This window comes from Hymenobacter artigasi (assembly GCF_012275535.1).
In the GTDB taxonomy this organism is placed as follows: Bacteria; Bacteroidota; Bacteroidia; order Cytophagales; family Hymenobacteraceae; genus Hymenobacter; species Hymenobacter artigasi.
In genome coordinates this window covers 208,147-234,716 of sequence record NZ_JAAVTK010000008.1, presented here as the reverse complement: position 1 = coordinate 234,716, position 26,570 = coordinate 208,147, and the positions used below count along the sequence as shown (strand labels likewise).

Annotated in this window: 17 protein-coding genes and 1 tRNA gene; 12 read left to right on the top strand and 6 right to left on the bottom strand. The window is 63.6% G+C overall.

Annotated elements, in window-relative coordinates; genetic code table 11:
• Positions 1-254: 254 nt before the first annotated feature.
• From HBN54_RS14575 to HBN54_RS14560, 4 genes are all read left to right on the top strand, one after another.
• Positions 255-1,700, top strand: coding sequence for a sensor histidine kinase (locus HBN54_RS14575; RefSeq protein ID WP_168673946.1), 1,446 nt, complete (start codon positions 255-257; stop codon positions 1,698-1,700).
• Between the two features lie 254 nt (positions 1,701-1,954).
• A complete protein-coding gene (locus HBN54_RS14570; RefSeq protein WP_168673945.1) occupies positions 1,955-2,665 on the top strand; it encodes a hypothetical protein in 711 nt (236 codons plus the stop codon).
• 238 nt (positions 2,666-2,903) lie between these two features.
• Complete coding sequence (locus tag HBN54_RS14565) at positions 2,904-6,215, top strand: AsmA-like C-terminal region-containing protein (RefSeq protein WP_168673944.1); 3,312 nt, start codon at positions 2,904-2,906, stop codon at positions 6,213-6,215.
• A 176-nt stretch (positions 6,216-6,391) separates the two neighbouring features.
• Positions 6,392-8,314 carry a CocE/NonD family hydrolase gene (locus HBN54_RS14560; protein WP_168673943.1) on the top strand — a complete coding sequence of 641 codons (1,923 nt, stop codon included), beginning with the start codon at positions 6,392-6,394 and terminating at the stop codon, positions 8,312-8,314.
• 219 nt (positions 8,315-8,533) lie between these two features.
• Here the strand turns inward: HBN54_RS14560 and HBN54_RS14555 are convergent, their stop codons facing one another.
• Positions 8,534-9,187 carry an HAD family hydrolase gene (locus HBN54_RS14555; RefSeq protein WP_168673942.1) on the bottom strand — a complete coding sequence of 218 codons (654 nt, stop codon included), beginning with the start codon at positions 9,185-9,187 and terminating at the stop codon, positions 8,534-8,536.
• A gap of 88 nt (positions 9,188-9,275) precedes the next feature.
• Positions 9,276-11,492, bottom strand: a complete 2,217-nt coding sequence (locus HBN54_RS14550) for a PAS domain-containing sensor histidine kinase (protein WP_168673941.1) — start codon at positions 11,490-11,492, stop codon at positions 9,276-9,278.
• A 221-nt stretch (positions 11,493-11,713) separates the two neighbouring features.
• Here HBN54_RS14550 and HBN54_RS14545 point away from each other — a divergent pair, with 221 nt between their 5' ends.
• A complete protein-coding gene (locus HBN54_RS14545; RefSeq protein WP_168673940.1) occupies positions 11,714-13,249 on the top strand; it encodes a hypothetical protein in 1,536 nt (511 codons plus the stop codon).
• A gap of 180 nt (positions 13,250-13,429) precedes the next feature.
• A complete protein-coding gene (locus HBN54_RS14540; RefSeq protein ID WP_168673939.1) occupies positions 13,430-14,230 on the top strand; it encodes a DUF6252 family protein in 801 nt (266 codons plus the stop codon).
• Between the two features lie 84 nt (positions 14,231-14,314).
• Here HBN54_RS14540 and HBN54_RS14535 read toward each other — a convergent pair whose 3' ends face one another.
• Positions 14,315-16,447, bottom strand: a complete 2,133-nt coding sequence (locus tag HBN54_RS14535) for a carboxy terminal-processing peptidase (RefSeq protein WP_168673938.1) — start codon at positions 16,445-16,447, stop codon at positions 14,315-14,317.
• 235 nt (positions 16,448-16,682) lie between these two features.
• Entirely contained in the window at positions 16,683-17,723 is a 1,041-nt protein-coding gene (gene dinB / locus HBN54_RS14530; RefSeq protein ID WP_210428066.1) for a DNA polymerase IV, read from the bottom strand.
• A 246-nt stretch (positions 17,724-17,969) separates the two neighbouring features.
• Here dinB and HBN54_RS14525 point away from each other — a divergent pair.
• From HBN54_RS14525 to HBN54_RS14515, 3 genes are all read left to right on the top strand, one after another.
• Positions 17,970-18,045: transfer RNA gene (locus HBN54_RS14525), tRNA-Asp, on the top strand.
• A gap of 772 nt (positions 18,046-18,817) precedes the next feature.
• A complete protein-coding gene (locus tag HBN54_RS14520) occupies positions 18,818-20,302 on the top strand; it encodes a glycoside hydrolase family 30 protein (protein WP_168673936.1) in 1,485 nt (494 codons plus the stop codon).
• Positions 20,303-20,441: 139 nt separating this feature from the next.
• Positions 20,442-21,233 (top strand): GDSL-type esterase/lipase family protein, encoded by a 792-nt coding sequence (locus HBN54_RS14515; RefSeq protein WP_168673935.1) that lies wholly within the window; start codon positions 20,442-20,444, stop codon positions 21,231-21,233.
• Positions 21,234-21,280: 47 nt separating this feature from the next.
• Here HBN54_RS14515 and HBN54_RS14510 read toward each other — a convergent pair whose 3' ends face one another.
• Entirely contained in the window at positions 21,281-21,925 is a 645-nt protein-coding gene (locus tag HBN54_RS14510; protein ID WP_168673934.1) for a sce7726 family protein, read from the bottom strand.
• 237 nt (positions 21,926-22,162) lie between these two features.
• On the opposite strand from HBN54_RS14510, the gene HBN54_RS14505 reads away from it, so the two are divergent.
• On the top strand, positions 22,163-23,653 hold the full coding sequence (locus tag HBN54_RS14505; protein WP_168673933.1) for an OmpA family protein: 1,491 nt from the start codon (positions 22,163-22,165) through the stop codon (positions 23,651-23,653).
• Positions 23,654-23,680: 27 nt separating this feature from the next.
• On the opposite strand, the gene HBN54_RS14500 is transcribed toward HBN54_RS14505, so the two are convergent.
• The gene (locus tag HBN54_RS14500) at positions 23,681-24,106 is read right to left on the bottom strand and encodes a hypothetical protein (protein ID WP_168673932.1); all 426 of its coding nucleotides are present in this window, start codon (positions 24,104-24,106) and stop codon (positions 23,681-23,683) included.
• 403 nt (positions 24,107-24,509) lie between these two features.
• Here HBN54_RS14500 and HBN54_RS14495 point away from each other — a divergent pair, with 403 nt between their 5' ends.
• Entirely contained in the window at positions 24,510-25,586 is a 1,077-nt protein-coding gene (locus tag HBN54_RS14495; RefSeq protein ID WP_168673931.1) for a hypothetical protein, read from the top strand.
• A gap of 116 nt (positions 25,587-25,702) precedes the next feature.
• Positions 25,703-26,509, top strand: a complete 807-nt coding sequence (locus tag HBN54_RS14490) for a cytidylyltransferase domain-containing protein (RefSeq protein ID WP_168673930.1) — start codon at positions 25,703-25,705, stop codon at positions 26,507-26,509.
• The last annotated feature ends 61 nt before the right edge of the window (positions 26,510-26,570 follow it).

Below are 26,570 nucleotides of genomic sequence, written 5' to 3'. Positions count from 1 at the left end.
GGGAAAGGGAAAGGTGGCGGAAGGCCAGAGCCGCTAATGGTAGCAGTGGCCCTGGAGGCGGCAGCCCAAGATACGGCCGGGCGGGTGGCAAACAAGGCCCGCCACCCGATTACGGTCCAGCCGGAGCCGCCGTCTGGGGCCGGCGTTATAGCTTTAGCCGATTTACGGGCTCATCCGCCCTTTGTTCTCCATTTATTTGGGTGCCGAAACCGGCCGGCCGCCTGGTCGGGGGCCGGGGCGGCAGTCGTTGCGTCATGTCACTTAAACTGAAAATCCGCCTCAGCGTCTTTCTGCTGCTGCTACTGCTGCTGGGGCTGGGCGGCTACGCCTTCCTCACCATCCGCTTTCTCGAAAACGGCGCGCATGGCATCGAGCAGGCCGATTTCAACACGGCGCGGTTGGCGGTGCTGGCTTTTGTAGGGGCCGGCACGGCGGTGGGCATTACCATGATGGTGCGGCTGCCACGCATTGTGGTGCGCCCCCTGCACCGCCTCACCGCCGACATGGAGCGGGTGGCCGGCCCCGGCCCCGCCACCCGCGTGGCCGTGGGCAAGCGCGACGAGGTGGGCACCGTGGCCGCCGCCGTGAACCTAGTGCTGAGCCAGGCCCAGGACGAGCGCCGCGCCACCCTGGCCGAGCTCTTCACCGAGCGCAACCGCATGGAAAGCCTCGTGCGCAGCCTCGATGAGGGCCTGCTCCTCCTCGATGAGCACGGCACCATTGTGCTGGCCAACCCCGTGGCCTGCGACCTGCTGGGCCTGCCGCAGTCGGAGCTGCTGGGCCTGCCCGCCACCGCCGTGGCCGCCACCAACGAGCTGCTGCGCGACCTGCTGGTGCCCCTGGCCGAAGCCAACATGGCCGGCGATGAGACGCCCGACCCCGTGTTCATGTTTCCGCACAAGGGCGACGCGCCGCACTACCAGCTCAAAATAAGCCCCATTGAAACCGTGGACCAAGCCAGCCGGCGCACCGCCGCCGGCCACATCCTGTGCCTGCGCAACGTGTCCGACTTTAAGAAGCTGGACGAATTGAAATCCACCTTTTTGGCCACGATTTCGCACGAGCTGAAAACGCCGCTGGCCAGCATCAAGCTCAGCCTGATGCTGTTGCAAAACCCGCGCACCACCGATGCCGAGCGCCAGGTGCTGGCCACCGGCATCGGCGAGGAAACCCAGCGCCTGCTGAACATGGTGGGCCAGCTCATCGAAGTATCGCGCCTCGACGCGGGCGCGGGCATCAAGCTCAACGTGCAGCCCATGCACCTAGCCGACGTTATCCGCTACGCCACCCAAACGGTGCACCCGCAGCTGCACGACAAGCAGATTCGGCTCGACCTGCAGCTGCCCGAGGCCCTGCCCGAAGTGCACGGCGACGTGGAAAAAACCACCTGGGTGCTCATCAACCTCCTTTCCAACGCCATCCGCTACTCGCCCACGGCGGCCCCGCTCATCATCCGGGCCATGCAGTGGGGCGAGATGGTGCGCGTGAGCGTGGAGGACCAGGGCCCCGGCATTGCAGCCGAGCACCACAAGCGCATCTTCCAGCGCTTTGCGGGCGTGCCGGGCCAGGGCGGGCACGGCAGCTCGGGGCTGGGCCTCAGCATTTCGCGCGAGTTTATTGGGGCGCAGGGCGGGCAGCTGTGGGTGGAAAGCCAGCCGGCGGCGGGCAGCCGGTTTCTGTTTACGCTGCCGGTGGCGTAACCTCACCCCCGGCCCCTCTCCCGCGGAGAGGGGAGCCACGGCGGCGTGGCTTGGGTATCGTGGCGCGGCCCCGGCACAAGCTAAATCATATGCGACACGGGAACACCTGCGCCGCCGCGGCTCCCCTCTCCGCGGGAGAGGGGCCGGGGGTGAGGTGAGCGGCAGAACGGCACGCCATTTCCGGCCGTTTGCCGCCGCTGTGCGTAAACCCAACCGTACCGGCGGCTCCGCGCCGCCTTTCCCTTTTTTAACATATGCTGACCCCCGCCCCCAAATTCACCGTTGAGCGCCTCACCTTCGCCACCCTCACCGAGCTGCCCAACACCTGGCAAAATTCCGATTACAAAGCCTTGCTGGTGAAGATGAACTACGACAATCCGGACGCCATCAGCGAAGCCGAATTGAAGGAGATGTGCCTCATGTCCTTCACCGATTTGGAGCCCCGCGAGGCGGCCGAAGTGGTGCTGGGCTATTTGTATCCGGAAGAGCTGAATGCCGGCCAGATTGAAAACCTGGGCCACCAGATGCTCACTGAGAAGCTCTGGGAAGAAAACCCCGAATTGCCGCTGCACAAGGGCTTTTACCAGGCCACGCAGCTGCTGCACGATGCCTACAACGGCACCTTCCCGGCCACCAAGGCCGTGGAGTTCCAGGTGAAATGCACCGCCGAAAACCCCGCCGACCTGGCCATATTCGATGATGAGCCGGCTGCGCCGCTGGTGCGCCTGCTCGCGCCCGGCCTGCCAGCCAATGCGCTGATTAACCGCCTGTTCTCGTCGCAGGTGGAAGGCGACAAATTCGAGGAAGCGAAATCGATGCTCTGGCAATTGAGCACGAAGGAAAAAACGGATAACTCCATCACCTTCGAGGTGGTGAGCTCGGCCTACTGGCTGGAAGATTTCAAGTACGCCGACACCTACGAGGCCACCACCCACGCCGACGCCACCGTACCAACCGAAGAATAGCCAGAACCTGCGTAGGCGAACAGCCGCAAAGCGGCGGCATCCTGCTCAGGCAATATGTGCCGCCGCTTTGCGGCTCTGTTCGGTTCCGCAATTCTTTACGACCAACGTGTCGCCGCTTCGCGGCTGGAAAAAAATCGTCAACTGCGTAAGTCCTGACCCGGCAACCAAAAACTTTCGCGTAAGCTGCCTACATTGGCTCCTTTAGCTCGTGGCAGCCCCGCCGCGCACCCGGTATTTTATGAGATTCTTCACCCTGCGACGAGTATTGGCACTGGTGCTGCTGCTGGCCGTGCTGGGTGCGGGACTAGCCGTGTGGCTGCGGGGCAGTGAATATGCCCGCCGCCTAGTGACCAAAAAAGTGCGGCAGGGCCTGACGCAAAACTCGGAGCTGGTGCTGGCTCCGTTTCGGGTTGAAATATCGCCCTGGCGCGATTTTCCGCACCTCACCGCCTCCATCCAGCACCTGGCCCTCACGGATACTTCGTTTCAGAAATCGGTGCCGGTGCTCAGCATCGGGCGCGCCGATTTGCGGGTGGAGCTGCTGAGCCTGCTGCGCGGCCGGGTTGATGTGGCGCGGGTCGAAATCAGCGACATTGATTTTCAGGAGCGGGTCGATTCGCTGGGCCGTGCGTGGGGCCTGCGCGGCAAGCGCCGCAAGGGTACCGGCGCCGCGCCCACCCTCAATCTGAAGCTGGACGAGCTGGTGGTGAACAACTTCCGCTTCAGCTCGCACAACGGGTATTCGCGGGGGGCCTTTGGGGTACAAGTGCGGCAGGCCAAACTAAAGGCGCGGCTGCGCGACGGCGTGCTGCGCGTGGGCGGCACCCTCGATGGCGAGCTGAGCTATCTGCGCACCCGCGCCGGCACCCTGTTTGAGCGCGAGCCCGTGATGGCCTGGGTGAACTACAAGTACACCTTTGCCAACCGCCAGGGCCTCATTTACCGCACCCGCGCCACCCTCAACGGCGACACCATTCGGGTGAGCGGCACCCACACCGTGGCCGCCGACCAGCCCACCGGCACCACGATGGCGCTGCGCTTCGTGGGCAACCAGCCCCTCGTGGACGTGCTGCACGCCGCCCTGCCGCCCCGCCTCGAGCCCTACCTCACCGGTACCACCAGCCCCAGCAAAGCCCACATTCACTACACCATCACGGGCCTGAGCGGGCCGAAGGTGACGCCGCGCAATGTGCTCACCTTCAGCCTGCGCGGGGCCAGTCTGCAATGGCCCGAGCCCGCCCGCCACATCCGCCGCTGGGATTTGATGGGCACGTATGATAATGGGCCGCAGCACAATATCCGCTCCACGGTGCTCACGCTGCGGCGCTGCCGGGTGTATTCGGCCGCCGGCCAGCTCGACGTGGCCCTCACCCTGCGCAACTTCCGCCGCCCCTTCCTGGACGGCCACTTCCGGGGCCGCACCGAGCTCACCGAGCTGGCCGCCCTGCTGGCCTCCGACCGCTGGCAGGCCCGGGGCGGCACCGCCGATGTAGACGTGCGCCTGCGCGGCCTGCTGCCGCCCCGCGCCGACCGCCCCGCCCCTGCTGTGCCGCAGCGGCCGCTGTCGCTGCGCGGCACGGTTGCGCTGCATCAAGCCTCGCTGGTGCTGCCGGCACGCGGGGCCGACATTTCGGGCCTGGATGTGCAGGTGGGCCTGCGCGACAGCCTCTGGCACCTGGCCAATGCCTCCGGCGTACTCAACGACATGCGGTTTCAGGCTTCGGCCACCACGGTCAACCTGCTGGGCTACCTCAATGGCAAGCTGCCCACGGCCAGCATCAGCGGCCGGTTTGCCGTGGATGAGTTGCGGGTGCCCCAGCTGCGGGCCCTCATGCAGCCCGTGCCCCGCGCTGGCGGCGAAGGCTTTGCGCCCACCAGCCTGCCCAAGCCCGGCCGCCCCCCGCGCGACAAGGCGCAGCTGGCCGCCACCCTGGGCAGCGCCCTGATTCCGCCGGGCCTGCTGCTCGATGTGAGCCTGCGCTGCCAGCGCCTGCTGCTGGCCACCGATACCCTGAGCAACCTGGCCGTGACCATCCGGCACGATGGCCAGCGGGTGCAGCTCCAGCACCTGGCCGGCCGCGTGTGGGGCGGCGACGTGCGCGGCGACGTGCAGTGGCCCACCGACCCCGACAACCGTGTGGCCCCCGTGCAGTACCATGTGGGCGTGCACTTCGCGGCCATCAACTACCTGCAGTTTCTCACCCGCCTGAACCGCCCCACGCCCCGCCCCACGCTCCGGCCGGCAACCGGCCGCGCCAGCCGCCGCAAGCCCGGCGGGGCCAGCCCGGCCCTGCGCGACCTGTTGCTATCAGCCAACGGCCAGCTCACGCTCGAAATCGACCGGGTAGACCTGCCCGAGGACGAAAGCATGCGCCAGGTGAGCCTGCAGCTCGAAAAAAGCGGCCCCACGCTGCGCATGCCCTACCTGCGCTTCCTCACGCCTGAGGGCGGCCACGGCGAGGCTTCGGGCACGGCCCAGGTGGAGGGCCTGCACCTCACCGCCGCCGATGCCGACCTGACCCTGCGCTACACCACCCTCGACGTGCAGCGCCTGCTGGGCCTCATTGCCAGCCTCACCGCGCATGCCGATACGGTGCCCACCGCCCGCACCCTGGCCCGCGCCGAGCGCCGCGCCGAGCGCCGGGCCCAGCGGCAGCGCCTGCCCGGCAACCCTTCCCTGTTTTCCAACGGTGTGCTGAGCGCCGTGCTGCGCGTGGAGGCTGATAATGTGCACTATGGCGTGCTGAGCGGCGGCCGGTTCCGGCTGGTATCGCACCTGCTCGATGGCGAGGCCCGGCTCGACAACTGCTCCTTTGATGGCTTGCAGGGCCACCTCAGCCTGAGCGGCTACATGCGCAGCACCGCCAACCGGGCCCACCACCCCACCCAGCTACAAGTGCGCCTGGAAGACATTCAGCTGCCGGCCCTGTTTGCCACCGCCACCAGCATGGGCCTGAGCGTATTGGGCGGCGATAACATTCAGGGCAGCCTGCGGGGCGTGGCCGACATCCGCACCGACTTGGGCCCCACCTTTCTGCCCGCCCTGGCCCAGACCGCCGGCTACCTCAAAACCGACATCCGCGACCTGGAGCTAATCAACGTGGAAGCCCTGATGGAGGCCCTGAAATTCATGAAATCCGAGCGCACCGGCCACTTGTATTTCGAGCCCGTGCGGGCCGAGTTCGTGCTGGCGCAGGGCCAGGTCATCATCCCCGGCCTGCACCTGAACAGCAACCTGAGCAACCTCGAAGTGAGCGGGCACTACGGCCTGGAAGGGGCCACCAGTCTTTTCATCGGCCTCAAGCCCCTGCAAGCCCTGTTCGGCAACAACGGCAAGCGCATTGAGCGCATCCAGAACGGGGCTACGGTAAGCAAATCCACCGGCAAGCTCACCTACGTGAGCCTGCGCCGCACGGCCCCCGGCGAGAAGTACAAGGTGCGCCTGTTTCAGCGCGACGAGCACCGCGACGCCATGACCCGCCTGCAGGAGCAGTACCGCGGCTTCCTGCGCACCCAGCGCCTCGATACCACGGTGCAGATGCTGCGCTGAGGGAGCAGCCCCCGGTCTGACCGCCCTAAGCGGTCTGACCGCTTGTCGTTATTTACCGGAACGAGTTGATTCCAGGTTCCCCATAACGTGCCGACTTCGGCCGGGCAGACCGGTATTCTGCGCTCCGCCGTACCGTTCTTTGTTCCGCGCTCAACTTCTCGCACAGCTCTCCCTTTATGCCTCGCCTGCTTCTCGCCTTTCTGCTGCTGGCCGCCGCTCCTGCCGCCCGGGCCCAAACCGCGCCCCGCGCCCAGGATTCTGCTTTTGTCAGAGCCAATTACACCAAGCTCGACCGCCAGCTTACCATGCGCGACGGCGTGAAGCTCTACACCATCATCTACGTGCCGAAAGATGCTTCCACGGCCACGCCTTACCCGTTTTTGATGACGCGCACGCCTTATTCGGCCGGGCCGTATGGGGAGCAGAAGTACCGCCCGCGCGGCCCCGGCCCCAGCCGGGAGCTGTCGGCCGAGAAGTACATTTTTGTGTATCAGGATGTGCGCGGGCGGTACATGAGCGAGGGCAAGTTTGAGGAAATGACCCCGGCTATACCAGCGGGCACCACTGCGCGCGGCAACACCGTGCGGCACGACGAAAGCACCGATACCTTCGACACCATTGAGTGGCTGCTGAAGAACGTGCCCAACAACAACGGCCGCGTGGGCATGATGGGCATCAGCTACCCCGGTTTCTACGCCTCGGCGGCGCTGCCCAATGCCCACCCGGCCCTGAAAGCCGTGTCGCCCCAGGCCCCGGTCACGGATGAGTTTATCGGCGACGATGCCCGACACAAGGGCGCATTTTTCCTGCTCGACAACTTCGAATTCACCAATTATTTCGATGTGCCGCGCCCCCAGCCGGTAGCAGAATATGAGCCGCTGTTCAAGTTCGAAACCAAGGATGCCTACAAATTCTTCCTCGACCTCGGCCCCATCAAAAACGCCAACGGCCCGAAGTATTTCAACAACCGCGCCCGCATCTGGAACGAGTACCAGCAGCACGAAACCTATGACTCCTACTGGCAAAGCCGCAACATCCGCACTGCCCTCACGGGCGTGAAACCGGCCGTGCTGGTAGTGGGCGGCTGGTTCGACGCCGAGGACCTTTACGGCGCACTGAACACCTACAAAGCCATCGAAAAGCAGAACCCCGGCGCTACCAACCGCCTCGTGATGGGCCCCTGGACCCACGGCGCCTGGGCCCGGCCCGACTGGAGCAAATTCGGCCCCCTCAGCTTCGGCTCCAACACCGCCGGGACATTCCGCGAGACGCTGGAAACACCGTTTTTCAACTTCTACCTGAAAGATAAAGGCACCTTCGACCCAGCCGAAGCCACGGTATTCAACACCGGTACCAATGAGTGGAAAACCTACGCAGCCTGGCCGCCTTCTAACACAGAAACAAGGACAGTTTTCTTCCAAGAAGCAGGGCGCCTTGCCATCGTAGGCCGTGAGATTGAAACTGAAGTATCAAAGGCACTTAAGGAATCATATAACCCACATATTACACGAGTAGGTGCTGATAAAAGCGTCAAGATTCCGTTTCAATACCTCAGCGACCCGGCCAACCCCGTGCCCTACACCGACGGCATCCACGGCGAGCGCAACACCGAGTACATGATTGAGGACCAGCGCTTCGCCGCCAAGCGCCCCGACGTGCTCACCTTCCGCACCGAAACCCTGCCCGCTGCCCTCACCCTGGCCGGCCCCCTCACCGCCGACCTGTGGGTGAGCACCTCCGGCACCGATGCCGACTTCATTGTGAAAGTAATTGACGAGCAGCCCGATGGCACCCAGCGCCTGGTGCGCGCCGAGGTGATGCGCGGCCGCTTCCGCAACAGCTTCTCGAAGCCCGAAGCCTTCAAACCCAACCAGCCCACCAAAGTAAAATACGAGCTGCCCGACGTGCTCCACACCTTCGCCAAAGGCCACCGGCTAATGGTGCAGGTGCAAAGCACCTGGTTCCCGCTCGTCGACCGCAACCCGCAAACCTTCGTGCCCATTGCCACGGCTGAGGCCAAGGACTTTCAGAAAGCCACCATCCGGCTGTACCACGATGCCGGGCACCCCTCAGCGGTGCAGGTTTCGGTGCTGCCGTAGCTGTACCATGGAAGCTGCGCGTCCGCGCCATCACTGGCGCGAGTTTAGCGCAGCGAAACTCGTGCCCGCCATGACGGGGAGGCTGAGCCTCCCCTGCCGCGCCAGCGGCAAGCCGGCCGCCCCGTTCCAACGGACCGTTCTGATGGGAGGCCCAGCCTCCCCCGAATAATAAGTCACGAGTTACGCTGCGCTAAACTCGCGCCAGCAATGTACCAGCCCCTACGCCACCAGCCCGCGCATAAAGGCATCGGTGTAGTCCGGAGCGCAATGCAGCACGTTGGGCAGTTGCGCGAACTCGGCTTCGGCGTGGGTAGTGGTGAGCACCACGGCCTGCATGCCGGCGTTTTGGGCGGCTTCGGCCCCTTTGGGCACGTCTTCAAACACGAGGCAATCGGCGGGCGGCACGCCGAGCAGCTCGGCGCAGCGCAGGAAAACTTCGGGATTGGGCTTGCTCACCGTCACGTCGTCGGCACTCACGATGGCTTGGAAGTAGTGCCGGATATGCAGGTTATCGAGCACAAAATCGATGTTGAACGGGATGGCAGCCGAGCCGATGGCCATGGGAATGCCCTGCTGGTGGGCCCGCTCCAGCAGTTCCATCAGGCCCGGCAGCAGCGCCAGATGCGGCAGAAACTCACGCTGGTAGCGCCGCTCCTTTTCCAGCGAAACGCGGTCCATTTCCTCGCCCGTGAAGCGGTCGGGGCCGAACATGCGCACCAGCACTTCGCGGTTTTTGCCATACATCTGGGGCTTCACCTCGTCCCAGCTGAAATGGCCGCCCAGGTCTTCGTTGAAGAGCTGCTGCCAGGCGCGGGTGTGGTACTCCATATCGTGCACCATGGTGCCGTTGAGGTCGAAGATAAAGGCTTGCATGAGGGATTATAAGGTATTTTGAACATTATAGGGGCTGGGTCGTACCCGGGAGGGCTTGCCCCCGCCCCTACACCAAAACCGCTTCACCCTACAGATACACCCGAAACGAGGTACCCTCGCCCACTTCGCTCTCAACTTCGATGCGCCCGCCGTTGCCCTGCACAATGCGGTTGATGAGGTAGAGGCCCACGCCCGTGCCCTCGGTGTGGGTGTGGAAGCGGCGGAAGAGTTGAAACAGCTCGTCCTGATGCCGGTGCATATTGAAGCCCAGGCCGTTGTCTTCCACCAGCAGCACGGGCTGGCCGGCGTCCTTCCACACCGAGATATGCACCCGGCAGGGCCGGGCAGGGTCGGCGTACTTGAGCGAGTTGCTGAGCAGGTTGAGCAGAATGGTGCGCAGACTGGCCCGCGAATACACCACCATGGGCACCGCCGCGAAGTCGAGGGTGACGCGGGCGCGGGCGGCCTGCACCTGGGGCTGCAGGGTTTGCAGCACTTCCTGGGTCAGGTCGTGCAGGGAAACGGGCTCGGTGGGCAGGCCCGTGTTTTGCCGCGTCTGGCCCACCAGGGCCAGGTCGTCGATGGTGGTGCTGAGCTGGTGCAGAGACTGGTGCAGCATGGGCAGCAACAGCTCCTCCTCGGCCGGGTCGATGAAGGCCACGGCCTGGCGCAGCTCCTCAAACAGGCCCACCAGGTTGTTGATGGGCTGGCGCAGGTCGTGGCTGGCGGCGTACACGAAGTTGTCGAGGTCGGCATTGGTACGGGTGAGCTGCCGGTTGGAGGTATCGAGGGCGGTGTTGGCGGTGGTGAGGTGCTCGTTGGTCTGGGCCACCAGCCGGCGGCTGAGCACCTTGTCGGTGGTGTCGATGACGAAGGCCAGAATGCCGTGGGGCCGGTTGGCCTCGTCAGTGAGGGGCTGGTACACGAAATCGACAAACCGCTGCTCGGGCTGGCCCGTGAGCGGGTCGTACAGCAGGGCCGGCACCTCAACCCCGACATAAGGCGTGCCGGTGGCAAACACCCCATTCAGCAATTCAATAAAGCCCTGTGGCACTACTTCGGGCAGCACTTCGGCCACGGTGAGGCCTAGCCGTGTACGCCCCCCGGCCATTGCCTGGTAGTTGGTATTGAAGAAGGTGAAGCGGTGCTCGGGGCCTTCCAAGGTGGCCACCGAGGCAGGCACCTGGCTCAGCACCTGCATTAGCAGGCGCTGCTGCTGGCGCAGGGATTCGCGCTGCTGCTCGGTTTCGGCCAGGGCCTGGCTCAGGGCGTGGGTGCGGTCGGCTACCCGGCCTTCCAGCTCGTGGTTGAGTTCGCGCAGGGCGTGCTGGGTGCGGTGCAGCTCGTCGTTATTGGCCAGAATCTCAGCATTGGCAGCTTGCAGCTCCTCGTTGAGCCGGTTGGTTTGCTGCTCTTTTTCCTCGATGAGCTGACGGGCCAGCACCTGCTCAGTCACTTCCACGGCCACGTCTACCACGCCGCGCACCGCGCCGTGCGCATCATAAAGGGGCTGATACACGAAGTTGTAGTAGGTGGTGCGCACCTGGCCGTCGCGCCACATGGCGGCCGGCACTTCGGTGCCGCTCACTGGCACCTGGGTCTGGCGCACCTGCATCATCAGCTCATCGAAGCCTTGGCCACGCAGCTCGGGCAGGGCTTCGAGCAGGGGGCGGCCCAGCACCTCGGCCAGGGGGCGACCTAATATGGCGGCCATGCGCTCGTTGGCCACGGTGATGCGCAGCTCCGGGCCTTCGAACAGGCCAATGGCCACGGGGGCTTGCGTGAGCAGCTCCTGCAGGCGGGTGCGCTCCCGCTCGGCCTCGGCCAGGGCAGTTTGCTCGCGGGCCTGGCTTTCGCGCAGGGCCTGCACGGCCAGGGTGTGGGCCGCGCCGGCCGTGTTGCCGATACTCACCAGCAGCCCCGCTCCTACCCGACGCACGGCCAGATGGGAGCTCACATCGCCGCCATCGAGCGGGTAGGTGAAATCGCGCTGGTCAGGCTGGCCCAGCATGAATGCCGCCCGGTAGAAATCCAGAATATTTTCGGTGTCGGGGCCGGACATCAGCCCCCGGTGCGTTACGGTGGGGCGGGCAGGCTGGCGCAGCAGCAACTGGGCGGCCTCGCTCAACAGCTCAACTTTAAAATCGACCACCGCTGTGCCAGCTTCGGCCCAAATGGGACTAAGCAGCATCAGGGCCGTGCCGGAAGTGGCAAATATGCCCGCCAGCAGGTCGGCAGCCCCGAAATCGTCCAGAATATCGGCGGGAAATACCAGCGGCGAAGCAGCAGAGTCAGGTAATGGCACAAGCAAAGCGGACCCTAAACCCAAGCCCACTGCTAACCTACGAAATCAGGGGGAAACGAGCCACCCCTGACCAGCCTTTTCCGGGCCCCAACCGCAGCCGGCCGGGGCTTCTTTGCGCAGCCATGCGCTTACTTTGAGGCCCCATTCACTTCCGCTCACCCACCGTAGCCGTGCGCCGCAACTACCCCGAGAGGCCCGGTTGCGGGGCGGCTTTCTGCCCTATGCCAGTTCCAGTAGCAACCGACACGCCTCTCCCTTTCGGGCATACTACGGCCCGCAGCCAGTGGTGGGCCTGGGCCTCGGCCCTGATTATCGGCCTGGGGCTGCTGCTGCGGGTGGTGGTGTGGTGGCAGCAGCGGTCCATTGCCCTGGACGAGGCCAACCTCATCCGCAACTACGTGGAGCGCAGCTACGGCCAGCTGTTCCAGAACCTGGACTATGCGCAGTACGCGCCGCCGCTGTTTTCGGTGGTGGTGAAGGCCTGCATCGGGTTGTTTGGCAATAATGAGCTGTCGGTGCGGCTGTTCCCGCTGCTGTGCAGCGGGGCCACGCTGGTGCTGTTTAGGCAGCTGGTGCAGCGCTGGCTGCCGCTCCCGTTTGCCGCCCTGGCGCTGGCTTCGGTGGCTTTCGGCGGGCTTTTTATCGACTACGCCACCGAGTGCAAGCAGTATGCCACCGAAGGCTTTGTGGCGCTGGGCCTGCTGGAAGTGGCCCACTGGGCGGGCCGCCGCCCGCTCACCAGCCGCCTGGCGCTGGGCCTGGCGGCGCTGGGCGCGGCCGCCGTATGGCTCTCGATGACGGCCGTGTTCGTGCTGGCCGGCATGGGGCTGTGGTGGCTCACGCGCAGCCTGCTGGCCCGCGACTATCGCACCACGCTACGGCTGGTGCTGATGGGGGCCAGCTGGGGCGGCAGCTTCCTGGTGTACTTTTTCCTGCTGCTGAAGGCCAACGCGGAATCGACCTACCTGCAGCAGTTTCACCGCGAATATTTCCTGGCCTTTCCCCCGCTTTCGCGGGAGGATTTCTCCCTGCTGAGCGGCCAGCTGGCGGGCATCGCTGACCGCGCCATTGGCAAAACCGTACTGGCCATGGCCCTGGCGGCAGTGGGCGCGGCGGTAGGCACCTGGCAGCTGCTGCGGCGGCGCGACGAGCTGTTCTGGCTGGTGCTGGTGCCGGTGCTGGTCTGCCTCACGGCCTCGGCGCTGCATTACTATTCGCTCATTCACCGCCTCACCTTGTTCTTTTTGCCGCTGGTTATCGTGGTGGTGTTTCTGGGGCTGGCCACGCTCGCTACCCGGCGGGTGCCCTTTGTGGTGCTGGTGGCACTTTCGCTGGTGGTGCTGGGCAACCAGCAGCGGTTGCGTCACTTATTCAAGCCCTTCTATGGCGACTATGCCGAAGTACGCACCGGCCTGGAATACATTGCCCGGCACCAGCGCCCCGGCGAAACCGCATTCATGAACTACAACGTTTCGCCGGTGGCCTACTACTATTTGCAGTTGCACACCCCGCCCCTGCACCTGCGTTCCGTGGTGCTGCAACAGCCCCACCCCAGCCCCACCGACCTTTTTGAGGACGCCATTGGGCAGATGCGCCAGCAGGGCCAGGGCCGGGTATGGCTGCTCTACGACCGCGCCGATGAGTCCATCAGCACCCTCGCCGCCGCGCAGGGGCGCATCCTGGAACGCTTCAATTTTGAGCGGGGCTACGTGTTGCTGGTGCAGTTTGCGGGGCCGGACGCGGCTCCGGGCCGGTAGGCACCACCGGGTACGCCCCCACGGGGCGGCCGTTTGGTGCTCCCCAGCGGGGGTTCCGAAGCCCGCGCTGTTTATTGATTGCTGCTACTACGGTTGTGCCGAGCGATTTGCATTGCATACCAATTGGTTAGGAGTTTTCGTTGGTCGTTGCTACATTTAACTTCCGACCCTTTCCACGCCATGAAAAACCGCCTGCATCTCCTCGCCCTGGCCCTCGGGGCCGGTCTGCTGGGCAGCGCCTGCACCAAAAAGCCTCAGGATGCCCCAGCCCCAACTGCTGAAATACCGGTCGGGCCATCCATCACCGGACTTGTGCAGCCGGCCGATGCCGTGCTTGGGGTTTCGTTGGTTGATGACAATACCTACCAGCCCCTTGGCACTGCGGTTCCAGACGGCAAAGGAGCCTACCGTTTCGATTCCGTACCGGCCGGTACCTATAGCTTGTATTTCACCACAAGGCACGGGTATGTGCCGCCCCGGCAGCAGGCGGTGACCGTAGTGGCCGGCAAAACCACGGGGGTGCCCCTGGCCACGGCGGTGCAGTCCACCGCCGCATTTACCGCCGATGGCAGCGTGTACCGTCCCTCGCTCATCGACCTTTCCATTGGTTTTGATGGAAAAACATTGCCCGCACCCAGCTGCTTTTCGGTGCTTCTGAGCGACGACAACTACTACGCCCCAACGCCAGCTGCCCACACCTACCGCCTTTATCTTACCATGCCCTACGCAGTGCAAGTGGGCACATATCCCCTGAATGCCGCATCGACCTACGCTATTTTTGAGGATACCAAGTCCGGGGTTTTCGACTCCCGCCTGAAGCTAGCCGGCTTGCCATCGGGCGGCACGCTCACCATCACGGCAGTGGAAAACACAACGCCTTTTCCGCGCGCTGTTTCCGGCACGTTCAGCTTCACCGGCACTTCGCCTACGCTGGGCACCCAAAAAACATTCAGCGGCACCTTCGCCAACGCGTATTTTTAGCCACTTAAGCGCCGTTGCGCTCCACGAAAAAGCCCCCGCTGTGGAATCGCAACGGGGGCTTTTTCGTGAGATTTACTTTTCAGCCTACTTCAGCTCGTCGCCAATCACGGCCACGGCTTCGGCCAGGGCGGGGTCTTTGCGCAGGGGCTTGAGGAAGCGGGCGAGGCGCTTGGCGGCCGTAGAGTCGGACGCCGGCCGGGCATCGGCCGCGAGGGCCGCCACCTCCAGCATGGTCAGGGCATTCTGGGCGTCCGTTTGCTGCTTGTTGATGGCGCGGGCCTCCACTTGCTGGGTGCGGTAGGTGGCCAGGTTCAGCGACAGCATGGTTTGCTTCTGGCGGGCGGTGGCGCGCTGGGCCGCCTCGGTAATCAACCGGAAGCCAGGGCTGGCGGCCACGCGGGCGGCGCTGTTGGCCTTCAGCGTGGCCAGGGCCGGCAGGGTATTGGTGGGCTTAAACGCTGCGGGCGCAATCTCATCCCAGGGCAGCGGGTATTCCGATTCCTGCTCGCCCTTGGCGAAGGAAGCCAGGGCATCGGGCACCGTAATGTCGGGCGTCACCCCCTTAAACTGGGTCGAGCCGCCATTCACGCGGTAAAATTTCTGGATAGTGAGCTTGAGCGAGCCCAGGGGCTTGAGGCCGCTGGCCTGCGCGTTCACGGCATTGTCCAGGTCAAATACCTGCTGCACCGTGCCTTTGCCATAGGTAGTGCTGCCCAGGATGATGGCGCGTTGGTAGTCCTGCATGGCGGCCGCCAGAATCTCGGAAGCCGAGGCGCTGTACTTGTTCACCAGCACCACCAGCGGGCCGGCGTACTGCACGGCGGGGTCGGTATCGACCACGGGCTGGGCCGGGCCCCGGCTGGTTTTCACCTGCACCATGGGGCCGGTGGGCACAAACAGGCCGCCCATGTCCACGGCGTCGCGCAGCGAGCCGCCGCCGTTGTAGCGCAGGTCGAGCACCACGCCGGCCACGTTTTCCTTGCTGAGCTTGGCCAGCTCAGCCTTCACGTCGGCGGCGCTGCTGCGGCCACCCTTGCCGCTAAAATCGGCGTAGAAACCGGGCAGGTTAAGGTAGCCGTACGTGCGGCCGCCCTGCTTGATGAGGGCCGACTGGGCGTAGGTTTCCTCAATCACCACCACATCCCGGATGATGGGGATGACCTGCGTGGCCCCGTCGGGCTTGCGCACCGTGAGGCGCACCTCCGTGCCCTTCGGCCCGCGAATGAGCTTCACGGCCTTATCGAAGCGCATGCCTTCCACGCTCACGGGCTCGGCGGCCCCCTGCGCCACGCGCAGGATGAGGTCGCCCACTTTCAGCTCGCCCTGCCGCGACGAGGCCGAGCCGGCCACGATGTCGACCACTTTCAGCTTGCCGCCGTCTTCCTGCAGCTGCGCGCCCGTACCCTCCAGGCGGCCGCTCATGGTGATGTCGAAGTTTTCGCGGGCAATGGGCGCGAAATAGTCCGTGTGCGGGTCGTAGCTGTTGGCAATGGCCTCGGCGAAGGCGGCTAGGCGGTCGTTGGCGTCGGTTTGCAGCTGGTCGATAAATACGTCGTCGTAGTATTTCAGCACCCGCTTGCGGGCCTCGGCCTCCATCTCAGCGGGCGTACGGGTTTTTTCGGTGGTGGTGGCCGGCGAGGCCCCCACTTTGGTGGCGGCCAGGGGCTTGTCCTTCTTCTTGGCCTCCTCGTCCATCATTTCCGAGAGGCGGGCCAGGGTCTGGTACTTCAGCATCTTGCGCCACTGCTCGCGCTGCTCGGCGGCATTGGCGGCGTAGGTGGCCTTGGTGGGGTCGGTTTCCCAGCTTTCCTGCACCGAAAAGTCGAAGGGCTGAGCCAGCAGCTGGCGGTAGAGCACCTGAATCTCGGGCATGCGCTTGGCCAGCAGCTGGCTCGTAGCATCCAGAAACTCATGGCTGCCGCCGCGTATCTCATCGTCAATCTTGGTTTTGAACTGGCTGAGCTGGGTCACTTCCGGCACCAGCAGCAGCTGCTTGTTCACATCGATACGCTTGATATACAAGTCGTAAACGCGCTGCGAAAACTGGTCGTCAATTTTCTCGGGCTGGTAATGAAGCTGGTTCAGGCCCTGCATCATCACGCCGAGCACTACCTGGTCGCGCGGCGGCGTGCCCTGGTACACGGAGTAGGAAGCCAGCCCCAGCAGGGCCAGCACGGAGGTGGAATATAATCCCAGTTTGAAGCGGGGGAATTGCATGCGAAAAGGGCTGGTGAAGAAAGGAAAGTGGGTTTGGCCGGGGCCGGTACCTATGCCCTGGCGGGCCAAAGGGTAAAGATGCTGCTTCCTTAACCAGAATCGCACCAGTAATTGCTCCCAAAGTCGAAAAAGAACCGCCAAAGGTTGCGAAATTCGGACGCGGAACGGATTGCTGGACGAATTGCTGGCGCGCGTCTGTGACGCGCGCCAACAGCAGTGCGGAAGGCATCAGACATCAGAAGCTCAGCGTGAGCTGCCGGCCGGCCCCCTCCTGCGCATTGCTCAGGTTGGAAAGCGTGACGCCGAGCAGCCGCACGCCCTTTTCCAGCGGAAACAGCCCTTCCACCAGCTCGCGGCAAATGCGGGCCAGCACTTCCGGCCCTGGCACCAGGCCCACGCCGCTGCGGCTGCGCGTGATTTGCTGGAAGTCGCCGAATTTCACCTTCAGCGTTACCGTGCGTCCCCGGATGCCGCTGCGCTGGCAATACTCCCACACGTCTTCCAGCAGCGGCTGCAGGGCTTCCAGCAGGTCGGCAAACTCGTGCAAATCCTGCCCAAAAGTGGTTTCCGAGCCCATGGACTTGCGCAGGCGGTCGGCCACCACGGGCCGCTCGTCCTCGCCCCGCGCAATGGCGAAGTAGTAGCGCCCCACCTTGCCAAAGTGCTGATGCAGAAAGGCCACTGTCTGCGCCCGCAAGTCGGCTCCGGTGAAGATGCCCAGCTCGTTCATGCGGGCCGCCGTCACGGGGCCCACGCCGTGGAACTGGCCCACCGCCAACCCTTCCACAAAAGCCAGCCCCTGTGCGGGTCGCACCACAAACTGCCCGTTGGGCTTGCGGTAGTCGGAAGCCAGCTTGGCCAGAAACTTATTGTAGGAGATGCCCGCCGAGGCCGTGAGCCCGGTTTCAGCCAGAATCCTGGCCCGGATTTCCCGCGCAATCTGGGTGGCCGAATCCATCTGCTTGAGGTTGAGCGTCACGTCGAGGTAGGCCTCGTCGAGCGACACGGGCTCAATCAGCGGCGTGTACTCGGCGAAGATGGCCCGAATCTGCCGCGACACCTCCTTGTAGGCCGCGAAGCGCGGCGGCACGAACACCAGCTCCGGGCATTTGCGCAGCGCCGTGGCACTAGGCATAGCCGAGCGCACCCCAAACTGCCGGGCCTCGTAGCTGGCCGCCGCTACCACGCCCCGCTCCCGCGCACCGCCCACCGCCACGGGCCGGCCGCGTAGCTCGGGGTGGTCGCGCTGCTCCACCGAAGCATAAAATGCATCCATATCCAAATGGATAATTTTGCGAATAGAGCTGGCAGTCACTATTTTTACTAATTGTTACAACAAAGATAAAAGGGCGGCTGCGGAAGATGGAATCTTTGTTTTCAGCGCGTACGGCGGGTTTAAGATTTCACTGATGTCATTTCCATGGCATGAAATTGTGCCATTACAAAAACTTAACAATAAAATAATCTAAAAATTTATATTTTTATTAATAACTCTTTGGCGTACTTTTGACTTATTAAACCTTGTGGGGTGGCGGAACTGGCAGACGCGCTAGCCTATCTCGCTAGTAAAATTAGAGGTTCGAGTCCTCTCTCTACAGCAACAATCCTGGTCGCAGCAGCGGCCGGGATTTTTTGCGTCTGGGGGTTTTTCTCATCATGCCCAACCGCAGACGTACCCCGCCGTGGCCAGCCAAAAAATGCAGCCCGGCCACAACGCCGCAGCCTGCGCAACCCAACCGTCTGCCGGCCCCGCAACCGTCGGCACTATTGCTTCGTGCGGCTCATCGGCACGCCCGAAAGCACCGTCTTGTACGCCTTGCGCTTACCCAAGCCTGTTTAACAGCTATTGAACAGCGGCGGTCGCACCGGTCAGCCCGCCCCAGGCGGTCTGACCGGTTGAAGTGAGCACGATTCCGCCCGGACGACAACCGGTCAGACCGGCGCAACCGCCCCAGGCGGTCTGACCGGTTGAAGTGAGCACGATTCCGCCCAGACGACAACCGGTCAGACCGCCTGGGGCGGTCAGACCGGCGCAACGACTCCGGATTTGGGGATGGACAAGTTCTGGTAGGCTTGGTCGCTACTTTTTCCGCTTGTTTTTTAAGCGCATGATGGCCGGGCCGATTAGCGACCAGCGCGGCACCTGCCAGCCCAGCCCTCGGGTCTCGACGTGTGCTGTAGGTGTATCAGCAATTACTGAAAATGCTTTACAAGCCAGCCAGTCACTTTTTTTACCCCAACAGCTTCGGCACGGGCGGCTACATTTGCCTGGACGGCCGGGCGGCCAGGCAATACAAAAGCCCTTGAGCTGTCGCTTACGCACACAGCTGCATTCCCGGCCCTGCCACCCTCACCCTTAGCCCTTCCACCATGCTTGCTAAACTCCCGCCCCTGCTACTGCTTTCCGTGCTTGGCCTCGATGCCAACGCTCAGCATATCAAGACGAAACCAATCGCTACCCGGCCCGCACCAGTCACCTACTCGGCGGCTGGCAAAACGGCCCACGTATTTGCTACCGTGCAGGGCACCAGCCAGCGCCTGGCGGCCGGCGGCGACCTCAGCTTTGCGCCCGCCGCCCAGCCCGTGGAAACCCAGGTCTGCGTGTTTGTCGACCCCAGCCACTCGTTTCAGACCATGCTCGGCATCGGCGGGGCGCTCACCGATGCTTCGGCCGAGACGTTCGCCAAGCTGCCCAAACCCCAGCAGCAGGAGTTTCTCAAAGCCTATTACAGCCCCACCAGTGGCATCGGCTACACGCTGGGCCGCACCAGCATCCACAGCTCCGACTTTTCGAGCGGCAGCTACACCTACGTGGCCGACAAGGACGAGGCGCTGAAAACCTTTAGCGTGCAGCATGATGAGCAGTTCCGCATCCCCTTTATCAAGCAGGTGATGGCGGCGGCCGGCGGCAAACTGACCTTATTTGTGAGCCCCTGGAGCCCACCCGGCTGGATGAAAACCAACGGCGAAATGCTGCACGGCGGCAAGCTGCTGCCCCAATACCGCCAGGCCTGGGCCGATTACTACGTGAAGTTCATCAAGACCTACGAGCAACTGGGCATCCCCATCTGGGGCCTCACGGTACAGAACGAGCCCATGGCCACCCAGAAGTGGGAGTCGTGCATTTTTACCGGCGAGGACGAGCGGGATTTCATCAAAGGCTACCTCGGCCCCACGCTGGCCAAAGGCGGACTAGGCGGCAAGAAACTCATTGCCTGGGACCACAACCGCGACCTGTTGTTTCAGCGGGCCAGCACCGTGCTCAACGACCCCGAAGCCGCCAAATACGTGTGGGGCATCGGCTACCACTGGTACGAAACCTGGACGGGCAGCAGCATGCTCTTTGAGAACGAGCGGCGCGTGAAGGAGGCATTCCCCAACACCAACCTGATTTTCACCGAGGGCTGCAAGGAGAAATTCGACCTGGCCAAAGTCGACGACTGGGCGCTGGGCGAGAAGTATGGCCACTCGCTGATTGGCGACTTCAACGCCGGCACCGTGGGCTGGACCGACTGGAACGTGCTGCTGGACGAAACCGGCGGGCCCAACCACGTCGGCAACTTTTGCTTCGCCCCCGTCATCGCCGATACCCGCACCGGTAAGCTGATTTATACCAACGCCTACTACTACATCGGGCACTTCTCGAAATTCATCCGCCCCGGCGCGAAGCGCATCAGCGCCTCGGCTAACCGCGATGCCCTGCAAACCACCGCTTACCGCAACCCCGACGGCAGCGTGGCCGTGGTGGTGATGAACCAGACCGACAAGCCCGAGGAATTCCAGCTCTGGATGCGCGGCCAGGGCACCAAAACCACGGCCGCCGCACACTCCATTATGACGCTGGTGGTAAATTAGAACATCAATTTAGGACATCAATCCGAAAGCCCGTCATGCAGAGTGCAGCGAAGCATCTTTACCTCGATACTAATTATTTACTATTGCGGTAAAGATGCTTCGCTGCGCTCTGCATGACGTTCTGAACTATTCCCGTTCCATGCTTATCCCGATTTTCCCCAAATTCCTTCCCGCCGCCCTCCTGCTTGCGGCCGCACTAGCCGCCGCCGCGCCCGCCCACGCCCAGCAGCTCGCCGACGCGGCCGCCACCAAAAAAGCGGCCGACGAAGCCTACCACCAGCGCCAGGAGTACCTGCTGCACAACGACTGGCCCAACCTCCAGCGCTACGCCGCCGCCAACCAGCGCCTGCCCGCCCCCACGCCCGGCCGGCCCCGCGTGGTCATCATCGGCAACTCCATCACCGAGGGCTGGGTGAAGCAGGATTCGGCCTTTTTCAAGGGTAAAAAGTACGACTATGTGGGCCGGGGCATCAGCGGCCAGGCCACGGGCCAGACGGTGGTGCGCTTCCGGGCCGATGTAATTGACCTGCATCCGGCCGTGGTCGTCCTATTGGTGGGCACCAACGATGTGGCCGAAAACAACGGCCCCTACAACCCGCAAACCACGATGAACAACATCATGACGATGACCGAGCTGGCCCAGGCCCACGGCATACGGGTGGTGCTGGGCGCGGTGGCACCGGCTTCGGACTTCTGGTGGCGCAAGGGCCTGGAGCCAGCCCCCAAAATCCTGGCCCTCAACCAGCAAATTAAAGCCTACGCCGGCCAGCGCCACCTCCTATACTACGACCTTCACACGGCCCTGAAAGACGACCAGAACGGCCTGAAAAAAGCCTACGGCGAAGACGGGGTGCACCCCAACCTGGCCGGCTACCGCGTGATGGAGCCCCTGCTCAACCAAGCCGTGGCCAGTGCCTTAAAGCAGAAATAGCCGCTTTAGCCACCCCTGTGCCCGTGCCGCCCGGCCGCTCTCAGCGGCTAGGCGGCACGGGCTTTTTTGCGCCCGGCCGGCTTCTTCTTTTTGGCCTTGGGCCGGACTTTTTTGCGGCGGGGTGGCAGGCGCTCGCGCTCGGCCTTGCGCTCGGCCCGCATCAGCAGGCGTTCGGGCAGGCGGGCAATGAGGCGCTCGCGCACGTACTGCGCCAGGCTGGAAAGCGGCACCAGCTGCGTGGTGCGCAGGAAATTGCTCACTTCGCGGCTCCGCAGCGTGCTCACGCCCGTGAGGCCCCGCGCCAGTAAAAACTGCTTCACTTCTTCCAATAGCAGGAGCCTGGCCAGCGGCGCGCGCTCCACGGTGGCGTTGTAGCCGGCGGCGCGGTGCGGGTGCAGTCCCTCGGCCGAAGCTACCAGCACGCCCACCCACGCGGGCAGCAGCGGCAGCAGCTTGGGCAGGTGCTTTGCCGTGACGATGAAGGTGACGAAATCGTAGACCTCGCCGTAGCAGCGCAGCTGGTTGGCCACCCGTTGCAGGGTGTCGCCGTCGCCCTTCACCTCGTAGCCGTGCATAAAGTGCTCGGTGATGTGTACCACATCGGCGCGGGTGGTGCCCGTGGGCAGCTCATCGATGCGGACGCCGCCCGCCAGCAGCGGGTAGAGCAGGGCGCGAATTTCCGGGTCGTTCATGGCAACCCCAAAAGTAGCTTCCCGGCGGGCAGCAGCTTCGAATTAAATGTATTATTATAATTAATATTTATAATGTTTATTATGAATAAATTTTGTTATTTTTGTTTAGCCGCGAAATAGTTGCACAAGATTGATAATCAACACGCTTTAGAGCCGCGTGTGCGGGCGCGGTGGAGTGCGGCGGGGCAGCGGGGTCAGGCACGGTTTTAACAAATATTTTCTAATAATTATCGCATTATGAAAAATACTGTAAACGAATCAGTTAGCTACTGCTTCACCCGCGAAACCATTGCCCGCCTCGGTACCCGGCTCGATGAAGCCGCGCCCAGCGTTGAGGATGCGCTACGCCAGGCGGTGCCCCTGGTGCTGAACGAGTTGTCGGGCCGGGTGGGGCACGGCCTCACGCCCGAGGGCCTGCTGGAGCTGGTGCGCGAAGCCGACTCGGCCCAGGTGCTCCAGCCGCTGGCCGACCTGCACCAGGCCGCCCGCTACGAGCGGGGCGTGAACCTGCTCCTCGACCTGCTGGACGGCGCCTATCGCAGCACCGTGAGCCGCATTGCCGCCGGGGCAGCCATCCGGCCATCGGCCAGCGACACGCTCCTGCAAATAGCCGCCACGGCCGTGCTGGGCGTGCTGGGCCACGCCGCCACCGAAAAAAGCCTGTCGCCCACCGACTTCGTTTACTGGCTCCACGCCGAGAAAGCGGCCATTGCCACGGCCATGCTGCCAGCTTCAGAACCTGGCCTCGTGCCGCCCCTGCCCTCTGAGCTGGGCCTGCGCTACCAGCCCGTACAACCTGTGCAGCTGGCCCCCACCCCCGCCGCCTGGGCCGAGCCAAGCCCGGAAACCGCCGACGGCTGGGCCATCTCGCCGTACTGGCAGTGGGGCGGGCTGCTGCTGCTGGCCGTGTGCCTGGGCTACTTCTTTGGTCACAGCACCCCGCGCCAGGACCAGCCGCTGGTGGCGACAACCAGCCTGGTGGCAGAAACAGACCCGGAATCGGCCCCCGCCGCAGCTACGGCAGCCAATATTCCCCTCCCCGAAACGGCCCCGGCCGAGGCCCCCGGCCCGGCCCCCGAAGCCGCCGCCATGGCAGCCCCGCCCGCGCCCGCCCTGGGGAGCCGGCTCGTGGAGTCCCTGCCCAGCCGCGCCCCAGCCAGTGGGGCCTACCGGCTGGCCACGGCCCGCCCGGCGGCCATCGGCAACGAGCCCAACGGCCGCTACGACCAAGACCGGGACACCTACATCTACGACACCGGCCGGCCCATTGTGCTGACGCTGGCCGACGGCACCACCCAGAAAGTGGGGGCTAACTCGACCGAAAACCGGCTTTACACCTTCCTTTCGTCGCCCGCCTTCCAGGTCGATTCGGTGAACCGGACCAAGGGCTGGATTAATCTTGACCGCATCAACTTCGAAACCGGCAAGGCCCAGCTCACGCCCGAGTCGGCGCTGCAGCTGGGCAACATTGCCAGCATTCTCACCACGTTTCCGCAGTCTGTGGTGAAAATAGGCGGCTATACCGACAGCACCGGCGAGGCCCTGGTGAACTACCAGCTCAGCGAAGACCGCGCCCGCGCGGCCATGCTCACGCTGGCCAGCATGGGCGTGAGCGCCGACCGCCTGCAAGCCAAAGGCTACGGCCCCAAATACTTCGTGCGGCCCAACAACACCCCCGCCAACCGCGCCCTGAACCGGCGCGTCAGCATTCGGGTGCTGCGCAAGTAGGCCCCGTTCGGCCCTGCCGGCAGGGGCTTACACCCGGGCGTGCCGCTCCTGCTGGCAGGCGCGCAGCCAGGCTTCGGCCTCGGCCACGTCCTGAAAAATCTGAAGCTCCAGCGGGCCGGCCGCCCCGTGGTCGAAATGCACGGTGAGAATATCGGACAGCGAGTCGGCCTGCACTACATGGGCTACGTAGCGCAGGCCCATGGCGGTGGCTTGCGGCACCCACACGCGCTCCAGCCACTCAATGGAGTCGAACCACGGCCCCATCAGCGCCACGTTGTCGTTGAGCAGGCAGGGGTTGCGAAGCCCTTGCAGGGTGTGCAGGTAGTTATCGGCCCCGCGCAGGGCTTCCTGCATGTCGACGAAACCGCGCCAGGTAGCCCGCAGCCAGCCGCCGGGCTCTTGCGAGAGGGTGCACCGACTGCCATCGGCATCGGGAAGGGAGCTCAGAATCATGGTAGAGGTAAGTAGGTAGTGGCGTAAGTTATTCAGGGCATAAATGCCCCTAAATATAGAATCGTTTTAGCTGCGTACGGCACTTTTGAATTCTTGATTAATTTGGTACGGAGGCCACTTTCGGCACGGGTCTGGTTAAGGTCGACCATTGAAAAACCGTTGGGATTGATTTAGTTGAAGCTGCGTACGCGGTGCCCTTGTGGCGGCCGGGCCGGGCGTTTTTGGCCGGGGCCGGGCGTGGTGAAATGCGCCAGGGCCAACCGTCGCCATCTGGCACCGGCTGCAGTAGCGCAACCGGTGGGCGGGGGTGGTATTTCGCCCCTCATACAGTACCTTGGCAGTATGCCGGCCCTGCCGTGGGGCAGCCCGCCGGCAGTTCGGTTGCCTCAATTTTTCGTCCTGCATGTCCCGAAAAAAGGTTCTTTTTCTCATCGGCTCGCCCAACCAGACCACGCAGATGCACCAGATTGCGCAACTGCTGGCCGACGAGTTTGAGCCCTACTTCAGCCAGCTTTACTATGATGGCTGGCAGCGCCCCTTCTACAAATTCCTACTCTGGAGCGGCGGGCTGGACAAAACCATCGTCACCGGGAAAATAAAGGCCAAGGCCGATAAGTACCTGGCGGAGCACAAATTGCGTAACGACTTCGAGGCGCGGGTGTACGGCAACAGCTACGACCTCATCGTGTGCTGCTCCGATGTGGTGGTGCCCTGGCCGCTGATGCGCCGCACCAAAACCATTTTCGTGCAGGAAGGCATGACCGACCCGCTCAACCGCTGGGCACGGCTGGTGAAGCGCCTCACCCGCTACCCCATCCTGGCCATTGGCACGGCCCTGAATGGCATGAACAACTGTTGCGACATCTACTGCGTGGCGTCGGTGGGCTATCAGCAGCACTTCGAGCGGGTGGGCGTGGATGCCGAAAAGCTCATCGTGACGGGCATTCCCAATTTCGACCACATCGACCAGGTGCGGCACAACGACTTCCCGCACTACGGCTACGTGCTGGCGGCCACCTCCGACCTGCGCGAAACCTTCACGCCCGAAAACCGCCCCAAATTCATCCGCGAGTGCGTTCGCATTGCGGCCGGCCGGCCGCTGGCCTTCAAGCTGCACCCCAACGAGGAGCTGCCCCGCGCCGTGGACGAAATCAACGCCAATGCCCCGGCCGGCACAATGATTTTCACGGAAGGCAACACCGACCATATGATTGCCAACTGCGTGGAGCTCATTACTCAGTATTCGACTGTCGTGTACGTGGGCCTGGCCCTGGGCAAGCCCGTGCACTCCTACTTCGACGTGGACGACCTGCGCCGCAAGTTGCCCTGGCAGAACGGCGGTACCTCGGCCCGACGCATCGCGGCCATTTGCCGGGGTTTTAGCCACTTCGAGGGCAGCGGGCCGGCCTTTTTGCGGCAGCTCGATGCCGAGGCCTTTGCCGCACCACCGGCCGCCAATGGTTCATTGGCCGTTCATTAATTCATTTTTTTAGTTGTTAAGCCTCAGGCCGCTACCCGATTTCCGGCTGATTTTACCTGACTTTTTAGCGTATTCACGTTGAAGGGGCGACTACCCGTTAGCTGACTTTGCTGCCTATGTCCGTTCCCAAGATTCTGACCGTTGTGCAGGCCCGCATGGGCTCGTCGCGCCTGCCGGGCAAGGTGCTGCTGCCGCTGGCCGGCCAGCCCCTGCTGGTGCGCATGGTGGAGCGGGTGCAGCGCGCCCACCTGGCCGGCACCGTGGTGGTGGCCACCACCACCGAGGCCGACGACGACGCCATTGCCGCGCTGTGCGCCACCCACGGCCTCGAATGCTTCCGGGGCGATGCCCTCGATTTGCTCGACCGCCACTACCAGGTCGCCCGCCACTACGAAGCCGATGTGGTGCTGAAAATCCCGTCGGACTGCCCGCTCATCGACCCGGCCGTGATTGACGAAGTAGTAGGTTTCTACCTGCACTTTGCCGACCGCTACGACTTTGTGAGCAACCTGCACCCCGCCACCTTCCCCGATGGCAATGATGTAGAAGTGATGCCCATCGCCGCATTAGAAACCGCCTGGCGCGAGGCCCAACGGCCGCTGGAGCGCGAGCACACCACGCCCTTTTTCTGGGAAAATCCCGACCGGTTCCGGCTGGCTAACGTGGAGTGGGAAACCGGCCTTGACTATTCGATGAGCCACCGCTGGACCATCGACTACCCGGAAGATTATAATTTCATAAAGGCTGTTTATGACGCGCTGCATCCGACCAACCCGACCTTTGGCCTCGATAATATTCTGCAGTTGCTGCATAAGCGCCCGGATATTGCCCAACTTAATACCCACCTGGCGGGCGTGAACTGGTACCGCAACCATTTGACAGAGCTGAAAACCGTGGATGCCTCGCAAACCCGAAAAATCTAGTGCCTGGTGTTTGGTGCCTGGTGCTTGGCTTTCAAACGCTGAGAACCAGGCACCAAGCACC